This window comes from Streptomyces sp. NPDC048590 (assembly GCF_043199535.1).
Taxonomy (GTDB): domain Bacteria; phylum Actinomycetota; class Actinomycetes; order Streptomycetales; family Streptomycetaceae; genus Streptomyces.
Window position 1 is genome coordinate 15,158 of the sequence record NZ_JBICWC010000021.1, and the last position, 16,851, is coordinate 32,008.

General features: G+C 71.0%; 8 protein-coding genes. All 8 read left to right on the forward strand.

Annotated elements, in window-relative coordinates:
- Window positions 1–202: 202 nt before the first annotated feature.
- Window positions 203–2,305, forward strand: a complete 2,103-nt coding sequence (locus ACGFNN_RS34575) for an RNA polymerase sigma factor RpoD/SigA (RefSeq protein ID WP_393561892.1) — start codon at window positions 203–205, stop codon at window positions 2,303–2,305.
- Between the two features lie 61 nt (window positions 2,306–2,366).
- Window positions 2,367–5,486 carry a helicase-related protein gene (locus ACGFNN_RS34580; protein ID WP_393561893.1) on the forward strand — a complete coding sequence of 1,040 codons (3,120 nt, stop codon included), beginning with the start codon at window positions 2,367–2,369 and terminating at the stop codon, window positions 5,484–5,486.
- On the forward strand, window positions 5,483–7,324 hold the full coding sequence (drmB, locus tag ACGFNN_RS34585; protein WP_393561894.1) for a DrmB family protein: 1,842 nt from the start codon (window positions 5,483–5,485) through the stop codon (window positions 7,322–7,324). The genes ACGFNN_RS34580 and drmB overlap by 4 nt, the downstream gene beginning before the upstream one ends.
- 8 nt (window positions 7,325–7,332) lie before the next feature.
- Window positions 7,333–8,430 carry a DNA helicase gene (locus tag ACGFNN_RS34590; protein WP_393561895.1) on the forward strand — a complete coding sequence of 366 codons (1,098 nt, stop codon included), beginning with the start codon at window positions 7,333–7,335 and terminating at the stop codon, window positions 8,428–8,430.
- A gap of 105 nt (window positions 8,431–8,535) precedes the next feature.
- The gene (locus tag ACGFNN_RS34595) at window positions 8,536–10,092 is read left to right on the forward strand and encodes a TIGR02677 family protein (protein ID WP_393561896.1); all 1,557 of its coding nucleotides are present in this window, start codon (window positions 8,536–8,538) and stop codon (window positions 10,090–10,092) included.
- Complete coding sequence (locus tag ACGFNN_RS34600) at window positions 10,089–11,390, forward strand: TIGR02678 family protein (protein WP_393561897.1); 1,302 nt, start codon at window positions 10,089–10,091, stop codon at window positions 11,388–11,390. Before ACGFNN_RS34595 ends, ACGFNN_RS34600 begins: the two co-directional genes overlap by 4 nt.
- Window positions 11,387–15,520 carry a TIGR02680 family protein gene (locus tag ACGFNN_RS34605; protein WP_393561898.1) on the forward strand — a complete coding sequence of 1,378 codons (4,134 nt, stop codon included), beginning with the start codon at window positions 11,387–11,389 and terminating at the stop codon, window positions 15,518–15,520. The genes ACGFNN_RS34600 and ACGFNN_RS34605 overlap by 4 nt, the downstream gene beginning before the upstream one ends.
- On the forward strand, window positions 15,517–16,830 hold the full coding sequence (locus ACGFNN_RS34610) for a TIGR02679 family protein (RefSeq protein WP_393561899.1): 1,314 nt from the start codon (window positions 15,517–15,519) through the stop codon (window positions 16,828–16,830). Before ACGFNN_RS34605 ends, ACGFNN_RS34610 begins: the two co-directional genes overlap by 4 nt.
- Window positions 16,831–16,851: the final 21 nt, after the last annotated feature.

The window sequence follows — 16,851 nt, forward strand, 5'->3', positions numbered from 1 at the left end:
CAACCGCTCGCTCACTGCCGCCCCTCTCTTTCGCACGATGCCCCACTGTCATGGTCGCAGAGGCAAGGCATGCCCACGTACGGCTCTCCACCTTTCGGAAAGGTACACACCTAACCCTCTTCTGTTCAACCGTTAACGCGTTGACATTGTCAACGCGTTGCCCCTAGAGTTGTTTCGCAACGAGGGTGAGGGAGGGGTGGCCGTGAGGGAAGGATCTCGGCGCGAGCAGGACGCGGCCGGACTCCGGAACGCGCTTCGCGCGCTCTACGCCGAACTCGCAGCCGTGGCCGTGGGCGGCGTCCTCTCCGGGAGCGTGTTCCACGACCACGTCGGACACCTTGGTCTGACTCAGGTCGAGCGGGAGCGGTTGGAGGACGAGCTGGCCCACCTGGGATTGCACGTCCGACGGGAAGCGGAGCATGCAGACCACGACGAGCGCGACGCGGAAAAGGTTGTAGGCGCGGTGCCGACAGCTCGGATCAGCACCGCCCATGCCCTGCTCGGCAGATACGCGGACGAGTGGGGCCGGGTGCGCGAGGAGACCGTGGAAGGCGTGGCCCGCCTTGCCGGACTGACGCCGGTCGAGACACGCGAGCTCCTGAGCGTGGCCCGACCGACCCGGCCCGCGACGCCGGACTCGGCCGTGGCCCCCTCCCCGGAGCTGGAGCCCGAGTACGAAGCCGACGCCGAGTACGAGGCCGAACCTGAACTCGTCGACTGGGAGGAAGCCGACTCGGCCCCCGACGGAGCTACGTCGCCTCCGGTCGACGTCGCACGTGCGGTGCACGCGGCCCATGGGGTGCTGAACGAGGACCGCTTCAACCGGCGCCCTGAGAAGCGCAGACTAACGGCGGAAGAGGAAGTGGGCCTCGCCGTTCTGGTACGGGGTGGGGCAGACCGGATCGGGGAACGGCCCACCGACGAGGAGATCGCCGCGTTGCCGACCAGCGGCATCCGCGTCAGGGCGCGAGACTGCCTCGTCGTCCACAACCAGGGTCTCGCGCACAGCATGGCTCAGCGCTACGGCGGACAGGGCCTCGACCACGAGGACCTGTTCCAGCAAGGAGCCATCGGGGTCATGAAGGCGGCGGTCAGGTTCGACCCCGCCAGGGGCTACAAGTTCTCCACGTACGCCACCTGGTGGATTCGACAGTCGATCAGCCGGGCCATCGCGGACAAGGGGGCGGCCATCCGCATCCCGGTACACCTCCATGAGCAGATCAGAAAGGTCGCCGCGGCAGAGCGGAAGCTGGAAGCGGAGGGGCGTCCGAGGCGGGCCGCGGACGTCGCCGTGGCCTGCGATCTGACGGTAAACCGTGTGGAGGAGATCCGGCGGGTAAGCCGGCGGACCACGTCGCTGGACCGGGTGATCGGAGACGGCGTGCACCTGGGCGACCTCGTCGCGCTCGATCGCCCGTTGCCCTCTGCGGAACACCTGGCGATGGAGGCAGCGAACCGCGCGTACCTGATGTCGTTGCTGGCCCGTTTCGAACAGCGGGAGGCACGGATCTTGCTGCGCCGTACCGGGCTCGACGGCGGCGAGACGTCGACGCTGGACGAGCTCGGCAAGGAGTTCGGTGTCACCCGCGAACGCATCCGTCAGCTGGAGAAGAAGGCGTTCGGAGTGCTGCGCGAGATGCTGCAGGAGAGCGGGTTCGGCCCAGGGCACGCTGAGCCGCCGGACCCGAAGCCCCACAGGCGCAAGGCCCCGGACCGCCGGACCGTCCGGCGTCGGACGAGCGCCGTCGTACCTGCTCCGCGCACACCCCATGTGCCTGGGGCTGTGACGGTGCCGTCACCGCTCTTCGAGGAGACCGCCCTCGGTCCGGCAGCGGCGGAATCACCCTCGGGCGAGGACGTGATCGGCGCGCCGCCGCATGTATCCGAGGCGCCATGCCAACCAGGCGGACGGGAGCGCGTCCCAGCAGCGGACGAGGAACACGAGCGGCAGCTCGATGAGCTGGAGTCGATCCTGCTCAAGCGTGTCGACAGGGCCCTGTGCCGTCAGGAGCGCTCGCTGCGGCAGGAGGCCGGTGATCGCCTCGCCGCCCATATGGCCCGGATCAGTGCTTTGGAGGAGCGGTTACGCGAGGCGGAGTACGCCCTCGCTCGGCGGGAGGCCGCGCTCCAGGCAACGGAAGCCGAGGCGGCCGCCCAGGTCGAGGCCGTCGAACGATGGGCAGCCCAGCGGATCGCCGAGACCGAAGCCATCGAGCGTGACACCCACCTGCGGCTCGCGGAGCTGGAGAAGCGGCTCGAAGCCCTCGCAGGAGACCCCGGACGCCGGCCGCCGAGCGGCTGGTGACGCCACAGCTCATCCGCGCCTCCTTCAACAGGCCCGTCTGCCGCACTTTTCGAGGAACCACATGGACCCGAGGCAAGAACTCGTCGACTACCTGAACCGCCAGCTCGTCGGCCCCGTCCACGGCGAGGACGAGATCCTCGACTCGCCGCCCGACCGCCGGTACCTCATGGGCACGCTCTATCCCCAGGACGCCGACCTGCAACGCCAACTGACGCTGGCCGCCGAGGACACGGACGGCCCCGGAACCGAAGGAGCCGCCGCCGACACCGACCCCGCGGACGACCCGGTGCCGGAGTCCAACGCCTGGCTGCCCTCCTCCCTCGGCCTCAGCTTCTACACGGACACCAAGACTGTCGAGATCGACTGCGGCGGTGCCCACTACCGCACCCTGCGAGCCAAAGGAGACGAGGGGCGCCGTTGGCAGCGTGTCCCGATGCCGCCGGAGACGCACCACGTCGGCCCCGACCGGGACGTGGTGTCCGTTCTCGGCGGGCGGGCCGAGCTACGGCTACGCCGCCGACCCCTTGGCGCGGGGCAGCTGGTCACGATCGCCCTGGTGAACAGCGCCCGCATCGAACCAGCGCTCGGACGCGCCGCGCAGTGGGACCGCATGCTGTTCCAGGTCGAGCTCGGCGTACGGCCCCGCGAAGGGCGGGTGCTGCGGTATCCGAGCGTCCGGCTCGCCAGCCGGGACCCCGAGGAACAGGAACTGCGGCTCCAGTACCGCCACGTCCGCACCTACGCGGTCGGTCACGGCTGCGCCGTCGAGGAGCAGCGCGACGACGAGGCGGTGGCAGGACTGCGCGCCGTCGTGCTGCCGACGGCCGAGGTACCCGCGACCCGGCCCGCCGGACCCATCGGCACCCCCGTCCTCAACGTGCTGCACCTCGCCGACCCCGACCTGCCCGTTGCGCAGTTGCAGCGGGAACTTGCGGACTTCACGGCCGACTACCGCCGCTGGTACGAGGACCAGTGCGGCATCGAGGTGCCCGTCTGGGGACGGCCGGCCGCCGACCGCGTACTTGAACGCATCGACACCGTCGTCACTCGTATGGAATCCGGAGTACGCACGCTCTGCGACCCGGAGCGTCCCGAACTGCTGGAGGCGTTCCGCGCGGCGAACCTCGCCATGGCCCTCCAGATGAGGCACTCGGCGCCGGACCAGGCGGGCGAGCGGCGCTCCCGCCATGACCCCGTACACCTTGAGCCCGCGCCCGGCCCGTCCGCCACCTGGCGTCCGTTCCAGCTGGCGTTCCTCCTACTGACCCTGGACGGCGTCGCGGACCCGCGCCACCCCGACCGGTCCATGACCGATCTCATCTGGTTCCCCACCGGCGGTGGCAAGACGGAGGCGTACCTCCTGCTCGCCGCCTTCGTGATGGTGCTGCGGCGACGCGGCCCGAAGGGGGGCGGCACTGCCGTACTCAGCCGCTACACCCTCAGTCTGCTGACCACCCAGCAGTTCCAGCGCGCCGCCACGACCGTGTGCGCCCTGGAGACACTGCGCCGTGCCGATCCCGGCCGTTACGGCGACGAACCGTTCTCGATCGGACTGTGGGTCGGTGAGGCGACTTCGCCCAACTCGTACGAAGCCGCGGTGGCAGCCGAACGCGACGTCCGCTCAGCGGCGCGCCCCGAAGACGTCTTCATCCTCGACCGCTGCCCCTGGTGCGGGACCCGCATCCTCCCGGCACACCGCTCCGCCGATCACGCCGACTACGGCATTCGGGCCGCCGCCGACGCCTTCGCGTTCTTCTGCCCCCGCGACGCGTGCACCTTCCACGACGAGCTGCCCGTCGCCGTTGTCGACCAGCAGCTCTACGACAGGCCTCCGACCTTCGTGCTGGGCACCGTCGACAAATTCGCCCGGCTTGCCTGGGAACCTCGCGCCGGACGTCTGTTCGGGACGGGTGCCGGCAGTCTGCCGCCGTCGCTCGTCATCCAGGACGAGCTGCACCTGCTGACCGGGCCGCTCGGCACCACCGTGGGCCTGTACGAGTCGGCCATTCTCGGCCTGTGCGCCACGGCCGATGGCACCGGCCCCAAAGTGGTCGCGTCCACGGCCACGATCCGCCGGTCCGGGGAACAGGTACGCGCCTTGTACGGCTCCGAGGTGCAGCTGTTCCCGCCGGCCGGCCTTGACGCCCGCCACTCCTACTTCGCCGAACCCGACACCTCGCGCCCCGGCCGCCTCTACATCGGCGTCATGGCCCAAGGCCACACCGCCGGCCGGGCCGCTGTCGCCACCGCAGCCGCGATGCTCCAGGGCGCCTGGGAACTGCCCGATGAACATCGCGACGCCTACTGGACGCTCGTTGCCTATCACCACAGCCTGCGAGAGCTCGGCCGTACCGTCACGGCGGCCGCAGACGACATCCCAGCCCAACTGGCCGGACTGCGTGCCGGATCGGGCAGCCGTGGTCTCGCCGACCACCAGGTGCAGGAGCTCACCAGCAACCTGGGCCGGGCCGAACAACCAGTGCTGCTGGACCGGCTCGAGAAGCCCTGGACCCACCCCGAGGCCGTTTCCCTGCTGCCCTGCACCAACATGCTGTCGGTCGGAGTGGACGTCAAACGGCTCGCGCTGATGCTGATGCAGGGGCAGCCCAAGACCACCGCCGAGTACATCCAGGCCACCAGCCGAGTCGGCCGGCACAGCGTGCCCGGGCTCGTCGTCGCGTTCTTCAACGCGACCCGTCCCAGGGACCGCTCGCACTACGAGGCATTCGACCCCTACCACCGTGCTCTCTACCGGCACGTGGAACCCACCAGCGTCACTCCCTGGTCCCTTCCTTCGCGCCGCCGCGCGCTGCACGCCGCGCTCGTGATTCTCGTACGGCACCGACTCGGCTTGAGTGCCGAGAATCAGGCGGGTGAATTGCCGGAACGCATCTGTGAGGCCAGGGAGCTGGCCGAGCTGCTGGCACGGAAGGCCGGCGCGAGCGACCGGCGCGCCGCGCACGCCGTCCGTACCGAACTGGCCGAGCTGCTCGCCGCGTGGGAGGAAGCCGCTCGGAACGCCAGGCGGGAGGGCAAGGAGCTGTACTACCGCAGTCAGGGCAAGGGGCAGCACAACCTGCTGAAGCACTTCGAACAGCACGGAGGGCTCTGGGAGACCCTCCACTCCATGCGCAGCGTCGACCGCGAGTGCCAGGTGACGGTCAAGGGAGCCGACCAGTGAACCGCAAGCTTCGAGTCCGCCAGGCTCAGACCGTACTGCCGTTCGGCGTGGGCGCGGTCTTCGACATCCAGGGCGAGTCCTTCGTCGCGACCGGTATCGGCGACTGGCCGCGTCTCCGCCAGCCCGTCGCATCACCCCGCCTGGCCGCACGACTCGGCGTGAGCGGGTTCTTCGCGGCGCCCGCCACGCTCAACGATCGATTCGACCGGACGGACGCGCCCGGCGCACCCTACATTCGTTTTCCGGCCTGGCTGTTCTGCGGCTCCTGCCGGCGCATGGTGCGCTGGCGCATCGCCGGCGAGAAGCCGGGGGAGCCGCCGAGCTGCCCCTCGTGCTCGCCGAAGCGCAGGTTGTCCCCCATGCGTTTCGTCCAGATCTGTGCCGCGGGACACCTGGGTGACGTCGACTGGTGGTTCTGGGCACATGCCCGGCTCGACGCGGCCCGACGTCAGTCCTGCGGCTCACGTGAACAACTGCGGTTCCGGGTGTCGGAGCGGGCCACGGGCCTGGAGGCACTGTCCGTCTCGTGCGCGGCACCCGGCTGCGGGGCGCACCGGGACCTGCTGGACATTCTCGGCACCCATGGCATGCGGTGCTCCGGCAGGAACCCGTGGCAGAGGGTGTCCGAAGCCGTCGACTGCGCGAAGCCGGTCCAAGTCGTGCAGCGTACCGCGGGTAATCTGTACTACCCGGTTGTCCATTCGGCGCTCTCCCTCCCCGAGGCGGACCTATCGGCCGCGGGCGGAGACGAACTCGCCGGCCGGGTCCGCGACAGCGACTACTGGGTGCCCCTGTGCAAGGCCACTGGAACGCCCCGCGCGGAGATCCTTCGAGAGATGATCAAAGAGGACACGGGAGCTGACGATGCCTTGCTGGATGCCCTCATCTCCGAGGAGACGGGCACCGGAACCCCGGCCCACCCCGCATCCGGTGTCTCCACTGCGTCAGCCGCCGGAACCGATCTGCGCCGCGAGGAATGGGCGGCGCTTACGGCCGCCGAACCACCGGTGACACGCGACTTCTCGGTACGTGGCTCCGGACTCGGCCTCGACAATGAGCCCGCGGAACCCTGGGCCGGTCTGCACCGACGGATCGGCCGCGTCGTCCTTGCCGACCGGCTCAGGGAGGTGCGTGCCCTGTCCGGCTTCAGCCGTGTGTCACCGGACGCCGCCATCGTTCCGGCCGACACATCCCGCAGATTGCGCTGGCTGCCCGCCGTCGAAGTCTTCGGCGAAGGCATCCTGCTCACCCTGGATCCCGCCACACTGACGGCCTGGGAGCGGCAGGACGCCGTCCGGTCCCGGGTGGCCGGTCTCCGTGCCGATCTTGATCGGTCCTTCCAGAGCGACCGCCTGCAGATGCTGACCGGACCGGCTCTTGCACCGCGCTTCGTGCTGCTGCACACCCTTGGCCACCTCCTCGTACGCCAACTGTCGTTCGAATCCGGATACACCACGGCCAGCCTGCGTGAGCGCGTCTACGCCCGGCCCGAGGACGATCAGTACGGCATCCTCGTCTACACCGCGGCGGGCGACGCCGAGGGCACCCTCGGAGGCCTCGTCCAGCAGGGTGAACCGCCCCGGCTCGCCGAGACACTGCTACGGATGGCCGAGGCCGCCGCATGGTGCTCGGCGGACCCCCTGTGTTCGGAACACACCGGGCAGGGTTTCGGCAACCTCAACCGGGCCGCCTGCCATGCTTGCGCACTGCTTCCGGAGACCAGCTGCGAGACCGGCAACACCCTGTTGGACCGGGCCTTGATCGTCGGAGGAAGTGGCGTACCCGGCTTCTTCGAGCCGATGGTGGCCGCGGCCCGTGCCGCCGCCGCCCAGGAATGACGCCTACGATGACACTCACCTACCTCGACCTCACCCCTGCCCAGCGCGAACTGCTCGACGCGCTGCCGTTCGACGGCAATCACCTGGTCGACGGGCCCCCGGGCAGCGGGAAGAGCGTGCTGGCCGCGCAGCGTGTCGTGATGCTCGCTCTCACCGGCACGCCGGCCGTGCTGCTGACCCGCTCCAATCTTCTGCGCCAATCGGTGGCACGGCTGGTGTCGGAGCTGTGCTCCGACGGCGTGGACATCACTGTGGCGACCGCCCACTCCTGGCTCGCAGGATGGTACGGCGGGGATGCCCTCCGCGCCGACGACGGATGGTACGACTGGCCGGCATTCTACGAACGGGCCGCGCTTGCCGACCCCGTCGACCTCGCAAGGCCCCTGACACTGGTCGTGGACGAAGGGCAGGACCTGCCGCCTGCCTTCTACCGGCTGTGCCGGATTCTCGGCGCTCGTACGACGGTCTTCGCCGACGAGTGCCAGCGGCTCACGACCTCCCACTCCACCCTCGCGGAGATCGCCGGAGGCCTGGGCCGATGTCCCGTCCACGTGCTCCACGGCAATCACCGCAACACCCGGCAGACGGCCGAACTCGCGGCCCGATTCCACACCGGCCCACGGCCGCCCGAACTACCAGGTCGCGAAGGCCCCCTGCCCCGGCTGCACGCACTGTCGAACCTGGCCGCGGTCAGCGATCTGCTGCTTGGTCTTGTTGCGAGCCGGCCCGATCGGAGCATCGGAGCAGTGGTGCACTCCACGCAGGCACAGTTCGAACTGCTCACGCGGCTGGAACAGAAGGCCCCGCGACTCCGGGCACAGATGTATGCGTCGCAAGCGACCGGAGGCCGGTACCGGACGCTTGACCTCTCGCGTCCGGGCATTGTCATCGTTCACCGGTCCAGTGCGAAGGGGCTTCAGTTCGACACGGTCGTGGTGCCGGACTCGGAGGCAGACGCAGCGGTGGACCCCACCTCCGCATCCCTCCGCATGGCGTACTACGTGATGGCCACGCGAGCTCGGCACGAACTTCACTTCGCCTATGCGGGCGACAGTGAGCCGGAGCTGCTGAGGGGCATCCCGCCCCGCATTCTGGCCCGAGGATGAGGTTGGGTTCCGGAGTTCCGGGACCCGACCTCAAGACCCGTAGCGGCCCCCACCGTGGGGACCGAAGTGCCGCAGGGGTGGCGGCGGAGGAGGGGACGTACCAGCATGCGCAGGGTTCCGCCGGAGATGTTCCGGTTCACCACGGGGGAGACGGCCGACTTGAACGGCGCCGTGCTCGAGGCTTTCGGGGTGGCCGGCGAGCATCTGGAGACCGCGCTCGGGCTCGACGGCGTACGGGAGCGGCTTCGTGCGGTGGGCTGGGTCTCGGACCTCGAGGACGAGGAACTGCACGAGACGCTGAAACGGCTGGTGAAGTGGGAACTCCTCGACGTGGTTCACAACCACGCTCAGAACTACCGCACGGCCGAGGAGTACGAGCGGCGCAACCTGCACTACTCGCTGACCCGCCGGGGGGAGGCCGCGCTCGCCGGGGTGCGACACGCCCTGGAGGTGCTGGCCTCCACGGGGGCGCTGCAGACCGCGGTGCTGGAGGCGATCGCCGACCGGCTCGACGAGCTGACCGTGCTGTCCGGCGAACCTTCCGCGGCCGACCGACGGATCTTCAGCACCCTGCGGGAGCTGGAGGGCCATCTGGAGGGCTTGGTGGAGAACACCAAGGCCTTCAACGGCCAGTTGCAGAGGCTCCTTCGCGCCGAAGGAGTGGACCTGGACGTGTTCCGTGAGGTGAAGGCCGCCACCGTCGCGTATCTCCAGGAGTTCCTGGTCAACCTCGACCAGCGCGGCGAGACGGTGGCCGCCGCCGTGGCCCGCGTGGAGGAGCGGGGCATCGCGGTGCTGCGTGAGCGGGCCCTGCGTGGTGCCGAGCTGCCTCCGGCCCCGGGAGAGGACCCGGCGGCCGGCTGGCTGGAGAGCCGGCGAGCGCGCTGGGCGGGGCTGAGGGCCTGGTTCCTGCCGGACGACGGGGCGCGCCCCCGGATCGAGCAGCTGCACGACATCGCCCGGCGCGCCATCGTCTCCCTCCTGCAGGTGCTGGAGCGGATCAACGAGTCCCGGCGCCGCCCCTCCAGTGCCGTACAGGACTTCCGGGAGCTCGCGCGCTGGTTCGCTGCGGCTCCCGACGAGGAGGATCTGCACCGGCTGTGGTCGGCCGCCTTCGGCCTCGGCCCGGCCCGCCATGCCCACCTCGCCCACCCGGACCCGGAGCTGATCCCCTCGTCCCACTCCTGGTCCGAGGCGCCGCCGGTAAAGGTGTCGGCCCTGCTGAGGACCAGCGGACGGACCGAACGCTTCACTCGTACGGCCACGGTGCGGGACGTTGCGGCGGTCAGGGCGGAACGCGCCGAGCGGGCCCGGGCGGAGCGAGCGGAGCTGGCACGCGCCTGGCAGGCGCTGGAGACGGACGGCCCGGTACGGCTCTCCTCTTTCAGCACCCTCGACCCCGCGGCCTTCGACCGTCTCCTCGATCTGCTGGGCCGGGCGCTGGCCGCCCGGCCGGACGCGGGTGGCCGGCGACGGGCCACGACCGGCGACGGCCGGGTGGAGGTGGCGCTGTCGCCGCCCCCCGACGGGCGCACCGCCGTACTGCGTACCGTGCAGGGGACGATGGCAGGACCGGACTACGTCATCCACGTCACGGCCGTGGGTGGGGCGATCTCCTTCCCGGCAGTCCGCGCCGCCACGGGGCAGGAGGCCGCAGGATGAGCACCCTCGCCAACCAACTGGCCTCCGCCGAACGGGAGGAGGTCGCCCGTGCCATCCGCCTCCTTCTGGCCCGCCCGCTGCTCACCGAGGCAGCCGACCCGACCGGTTTCGATCTGGTGCGCCGCCGCCGTGACCCGCTGACTCGTTGGTTCGACTACACCTGCGGCTGGAATCTGGTCGTGGAGCCCCGCCGGGGCTACGCCCGCCTCACCAAGGTCCGCGTCAACCCCGACGGCTCCCGCCCCGCTCGCCGGGCGCGTTCCGGCCGGGCCCCGTTCGACCGCCGACGGTACGTCCTGCTGTGCGTGACCGCCGCGGAGCTGCTGTCGATGCCGATGACGACCATCGGCATGCTCGCCGACCGCGTCGTCCAGGCCATGGCGGCCGACCGCGCGCTGGCGGGATTCGACCCGGTCCGCCGGCCGGAGCGCATGGCGTTCGTCGACGTCCTGAAGCTGCTGGAGTCGTACGACGTGCTGCGTGTGGTGGACGGCACGACCGAGACGTACGTCGACTCCGCAGAGGCGAAGGTCCTCTATCGCGTGGACAACACGCTGCTCATGCGGCTGCCCGCCGCACCGGTCGGCGCCTCCCGGCTCGCCGTGCCCCCGGAGGAGGTGCCCGCGCGGTTCGAGGAACTCCTCGCCGACCTTGTCATGGAGCGCCGCTACGGAGGCGCTTCTGCCGACGATACGCACGCCGAGACCGCCGCGACCACGGACGCCCAGCGCAACCTGAGGCTGCGCCATTCGGTGCTGCGCCGCCTCTTCGACGACCCCGTGCTCTACCGGGCCGACCTCGCCGAGGACGAGCTCGCTTACGTCACCTCTTTGACCGGACGGCAGATCCTGCGCCGCTCTGTCGAACAGGCCGGTTTCCTCCTGGAGGAACGGGCGGAGGGCTTTCTACTCGTCGACCCGGACGCCATCGCCACCGACGTCCGCTTCCCCGACGACACCTCCACCGCCCGAGTCGCCGCGCTGCTCCTCCTCGCACCGCTCTGCGCCACGCCCGCGGGCCTGCTGCCCGAGCAGCTGGCCGAGACCGGAGCGGAGCTGCTGCGCCGCTTCCCGGGCTGGGCCAGGGCGTACCAGTCGGAGGAAGGCCCGGCCCGCCTCGCCGATGACGCCGTACGGATCCTGCTCGACGTCGGCCTGGCAGGCAGGGCCCGAGACCGCGTCGTCGCGCGACCGGCCGCGTACCGCTACCGCCTGACGGAGACCACCGGCCCAGCCCCGAAGAACGATCCGCCAGCCGTGACCACCGCCGGCAGCGCCGGAGAAGGAGACAAGCAGTGAGCGTGACGGAACTCCCCCTCCAGCGACGGCCCGAGGAGACCATCGAACCGTCACCCGTTCACGAGGCGGATACCGGCCGCGGACGCTGGCAGCCCCATCGCGCGGGCATCCTCAACGTCTGGCGCTACTACGACGAGACCTTCACCTTCCACCAGGGTCGCCTGCTGCTGCGCGGTCAGAACGGCACCGGCAAGTCCAAGGCCCTGGAACTGCTGCTCCCCTTCCTCTTCGACGCCAGCCTCCGCCCCAACCGCCTCTCCACGTTCGGCGGTTCGGAGCGCACAATGCACTGGAACCTGCTCGGCCAGGGAGCGTCCGGAAAGACCCGTGTTGGGTATGTGTGGATGGAGTTCCGCCGCGTCGGAGACGACGGCACCGAGCACTGGTTCGGCTGCGGAGCCCGCCTGCACGCGAGCGTGCACACCACCACGGCGCACGCCGACTACTTCACCACCACCGCCCGGATTGCCCACCCCAACGGGGTTCACCTCGTCAACGACACCGGACAGCCCCTGACCAAGGCGGCCCTCACCGAAGCCCTGCGCGACCGCGGCGAGGTACATCCGGCAGCCACCGACTACCGCGCCACTGTGCGGCGCGAACTCTTCGCGGGCATGGGCGAGCAGCGGTACGAGTCCCTGCTCTCCGCCTTGCTCCAGCTCCGCCAGCCCAAGCTGTCCGAACGGCTCGACCCCTCCCTCCTGTCCACCCTGCTGTCCCGCGCCCTGCCCCCGCTCGGCGAAGGAGAGATCACCGAGCTCGCCGAGGGCTTCGAGCGCCTGGACCGACAGCGGGACCACCTCGACCGGCTCGACGCCGAGGTGACGGCCGCCGAGAACGTCGCCTCCCGGCAGCGCGCCTACGCCCGTCGGGTCCTGCGGGCCGGCGCGGCAGCGCTGATCTCTGCGACCACCGAGATGGACGACCTCACCCGGAACGCCCGCGTCAGCGCCGAGGAGTACGAGAAGGCGTGCGAGGAGCGCGCCTCCACCCTGGCCCTGCGCGAGGAGCTGGAACTGCGGGCGCACGCCTTGGACGAGATCATCGAAGGGCTTCGGGAGAGCGACGCCTACCAGAAGGGGGAGGAGCTCGACCGGCTCCGCCGCGGCACCGAGGAACAGGTCGCGGCCGCCGCGGAGCTGCGTACCGCCGCCCGGTCCGCCGAGGCCGAGGCGGAGGAGGACCGGAAGCACGCCGACGAGCTCGCGGGCCACGCCCGCTCGCGCGACGAACACGCCCGCGCGACTGCGGACGAGGCACACCGCTCGGCCCGGGCCGCAGGCATGGAGTCCATTCACCACGAGGTGAAGACGATGCTGGACGCGGAAGGGGAGGTGAAGCCCCTCGGCAACGAGTCGGCGAACACCCCGGTCAGGACGGGGAGCAGGCGGTCCGATGCTCCTGGCACCGCCGCCCGCCGACTGCTCCGGGGCGCGGTCACCGCCCGACGGCAGCAGGTCGCCGACATCACCGACGCGATCGACGCCCACGACCGGGCGGTACGCGACCGGGGTACCGCCGAGGGCCTGCTGGACGAGGCCCGAACCCGGCTCGCGGACGCGATCACCCACCGCGACACGACCGCCGCCGCCTGGGACGAAGCCCTGGCAGCCCAGGCGGAGCGGCTGCTCGCCTGGGCCCGGGACTGCACGGAGCTGCGCATCCCCGACCTCGATGAACTGGCCGCCAGGGCGGCCGTCGAGGCAGACGTGCGCGAGCTGGTCGAAACGGTCGCACGACCGCTGGACCAGGAGATCACCACGGAGCGGGCCGGAGTCCGCACGGCGCAACAGGGGTTGGAGCAGGAACGTGACCTGCTCGACGCGCGGAGGCGCAAGCTCAGCGGCGAGACCGATCTCCAGCCCGTCGCTCCACCCACCCGCACCACCGTCCGCACGGTTGCGGCGGGCGCGCCGCTGTGGCGGCTGATCGCCTTCCACGAGGACGTCCCGCTCCCCGTACAGGCCGGGGTGGAAGCGGCACTGGAGGCGTCGGGCCTCCTGGACGCATGGGTGAGCGCATCCGAAGGGCTCACCCTTCCTGGGCACGACACCCGTGTCGAGGTCGGCCTCGCCACGACCGCCCCCGGCTCCAGCCTGCTGGACGTGCTGAGGCCCGAGGAGGACATTCCCGTACCGGCCGGCACGGTGACCCGCATCCTCGCCGGCATCGCGTACGGCACCACCCTGCCCGGCGGTCACCCTGCGGCAGTCTCCTCCGACGGCGCCTGGCGCCTCGCGCCGGCCACGGGTTCCTGGAGCAAGCCGGAGCCCGCCCACATCGGAGCCCTCGCCCGGCAGCGGGCCCAGCAGCGTGAGATCGCCGAACTGACCGAGCTGATCGCCGAGAAGGACGCCTCCCTGGCCACCCTCGCCGACCGGCTGCGGGAACTCGGCGCCCGCGCCGCCCGGCTGGCGGAGGACCGCACCGCCCGGCCCGACCACCGGGAACTCGACGCCTGCCGACGGGACTGGGACCGGGCCGAGGAGAAGGTGGCCGCCCGGGACGACGCCGTGCGTGACGCGACCGAGCATCTGGCCGCACGCGAGGGTGACGTGGCCGGCGCGCTGCGCACGCTGAGCCGCAGGGCCGCCGAACACGGACTGCCCACGGACCGCGACCGGCTGCGCGAACTCGGCCGTGACGTGGAGAGCTTCCGCGACCTCGCCGATGCCTGGACGGACGCTCGCATCGACGCGATCGCGGCCGCTGAAAGGGCTGGTGAGACGGCCGCACGGGCGGACCGGTCACGCCTTCGCGCGGAGAAGCAGACCGCCGACGCGGCCGCTGCGGAAGCGAAGGCGGCTGGTATGACGGCACGCCTGAAGGCGGTGGAGGAGACGGTCGGCGCGGACTACCGGCAGATCGTCGCGCGCGTTGCGGAGACCCGTGCCGAACGGGTCCGCTGCGGCAAGGAAGCGCGCCAGGCAGCCGAGCTCCTCCTGGGCCTGGAAGGCCGCATCGGAGAGCTGCGGGCCACCAGTGGCCAGGACGCCGACCGGCAGGAGAAGGCAGCCGAGGCCCGCGACGGCGCGGCGCGGCGGTTCCGGCACCTGTGCCTGGTGGGTCTGGCCGAGGACGCGGGCGTCGTACCCGAACTCGACGCTGGGGACGGCACCAAGGCCACTCTGGAGGCCGCGCGTGCCATGGCGGCACGGTGGCCCCAGGTCCCGCACGCCCCGCGCCACCTCGGCGACGCCGCCACCCGCCTCTCCGAAGCCGTCCACGAGGCCCGCCGCCACCTCGGCGTCCGCGCCGACCTGGAGCTGGAGCCCGACGACGACATCCAGCTCTTCACTGCCACCCTGGAGGGCGTCCGCGTGGGGGCGACCGGTCTGCTCGCCGCGCTCACCCAGGAGCGAGACCGCAGCCGCGAGGACATCAGCACCGCCGAACGGCGCCTCTTCGACCAGATCCTCACCGGTGACATCCGCCGCCACCTCGCCGCCCGCATCCGCCGGGCCGGCGAACTCGTCGCGCACATGAACGGGCACCTGGAGCGGGTCCGTACCGCCTCCAACGTCGCCGTCCAGCTTGTCTGGGACGTCCGCCCGGACCTCCCCGACAGCACCCGCACCGCCCGCCAGCTGCTCCTGAAGGACCCCGGTCGGGTCACCGAGTCCGACCGGGAGGCCCTGCACGCCTTCTTCCGCGCCCGCATCGAGGAGGCCCAGGGCAGCGATACGGCCGCGAGCTGGGAAGAGCACCTCGGCGAAGTGCTCGACTACACCGCCTGGCACACCTTCACCGTCCGCCTCGACCGGGCGGACGGGAGCGGCTGGCAGCCCCTGACCAAGCGGCTGCACGGCGCGCTCTCCGGCGGGGAGAAAGCCATCGCACTGCACCTGCCCCTGTTCGCCGCCGTCGCCGCCCACTACGAGGACGTGCCCCTGGCCCCCCGCCCGATCCTCCTCGACGAGGTCTTCGTCGGCGTCGACACCGTCAACCGCGGACAGGTCTTCGCCCTGCTCACCGCACTCGACCTGGACCTCATGATCACCTCCGACCACGAGTGGGGAAACTACAGGGAACTGCCCGGCATCGCCGTCCACCAACTCCTGACCGACGGAGACGACGCCGTCACCAGCGCGCGCTTCGTCTGGAACGGCACCGGAATGGAGGAAGGATGACCTTGCGAGATCACCCCGTGTCCGGCGGGACGACCTCTCGGGAGCATCTCGCGTCGGGTGACGCGACCCTTCGCCGCCCCGAACTCCATCTCGTCTGGCAGACGGTCCACGACCGTCTCTCCTCCGGCCGCCCCGTCACACGCGTACGCCTCGGACTGCTGGACGAGACCCAGCGCGAAGCCCTCGCGGACCTCCTCGGCCTGGACCGCCTGCCGGACCCCCGGCCCTCCGTCGCCCTGGCCCGCCTGGAGGAGGCCGTCACCGAGCTCTCCGGCCGCACCGTACGAGAAGTCGTCGCCGAACTCATCGGCCCACTCGGAGACAGAGCCGGTGAACGCCGCCGCCAGGAGGACGAACGCGCCGGTCTGTGGGCCTGGCTGGCTGGTCACGACACGGTACGGGCGCAGCCGGTGCTCGCCGACTGGGCTGCGTCCTGTCGAGCCGCAGGATTGGTCGGCGGCTCGGCGGAACGTACCCGTACGCTCCTCACCGACACGCTCAAGGTGCTCGCCGAACTACCGGGCCAGGCCGAACCCCTGCCCGTCTTCGCCGCCCGAGTCCTGAACGGCCACGCCCACGCTCTCGACGACGGCACACCCGTCTCCACCCTCGTCCTGCGTGCCCTGGCGACTCTGTACGACATTGCTCCGCCGCAGTCCGCAGCGGAACGGCGCGCCCTGTGGTCCCGCGCCGGCGTCGCCGACGACGAGCTGTCCGCCACCGTCATCGCCGGCGGACTGCGCCCTGGCGGCGACGGCCTTCTCGCCCGTGTGGCCCGCCTGTGCACGGAGGCCGGCCAGGCCGCCAGCCTGACCCTCGCCCACGTCAGGAACCCGGGCGAGGTGACCCTGCCCGCCGCCCTTACCCCACCCATCGTCCACGTCGTGGAGAACCCCAGCGTCTTGGCTCTAGCCCTCCGTCGCTTCGGTTCCAACTGCCCACCGCTTGTCTGCACGTCCGGCTGGCCCAACAGCGCAGCTATCCAGCTCCTGCGCCTACTCGCGGACCAAGGCGCTGCTCTCCGCTACCACGGTGACTTCGATGGCGAAGGCATCCGCATTGCCGCATACGTCATGGAGAAAACAGGGGCGCACCCCTGGCGCATGACGGCGGCAGACTACAGATCCGCGATCGTCCGCAACGCGCACGGTCCTCGACCGGGGCGCATCACCGGAGCGCCGTGGGATCCCGAGTTGGCCGAAGCCATGGCGGGACACAACATCGCCGTGGTCGAGGAGTTGGTAGCCGATGCGCTGTTGGAAGATCTCGCTGCTGCGGCTTGCCAGGAGCACCCCGCTGGCTGTCCGTGACGCTCCAAGCGACCGAAGGGG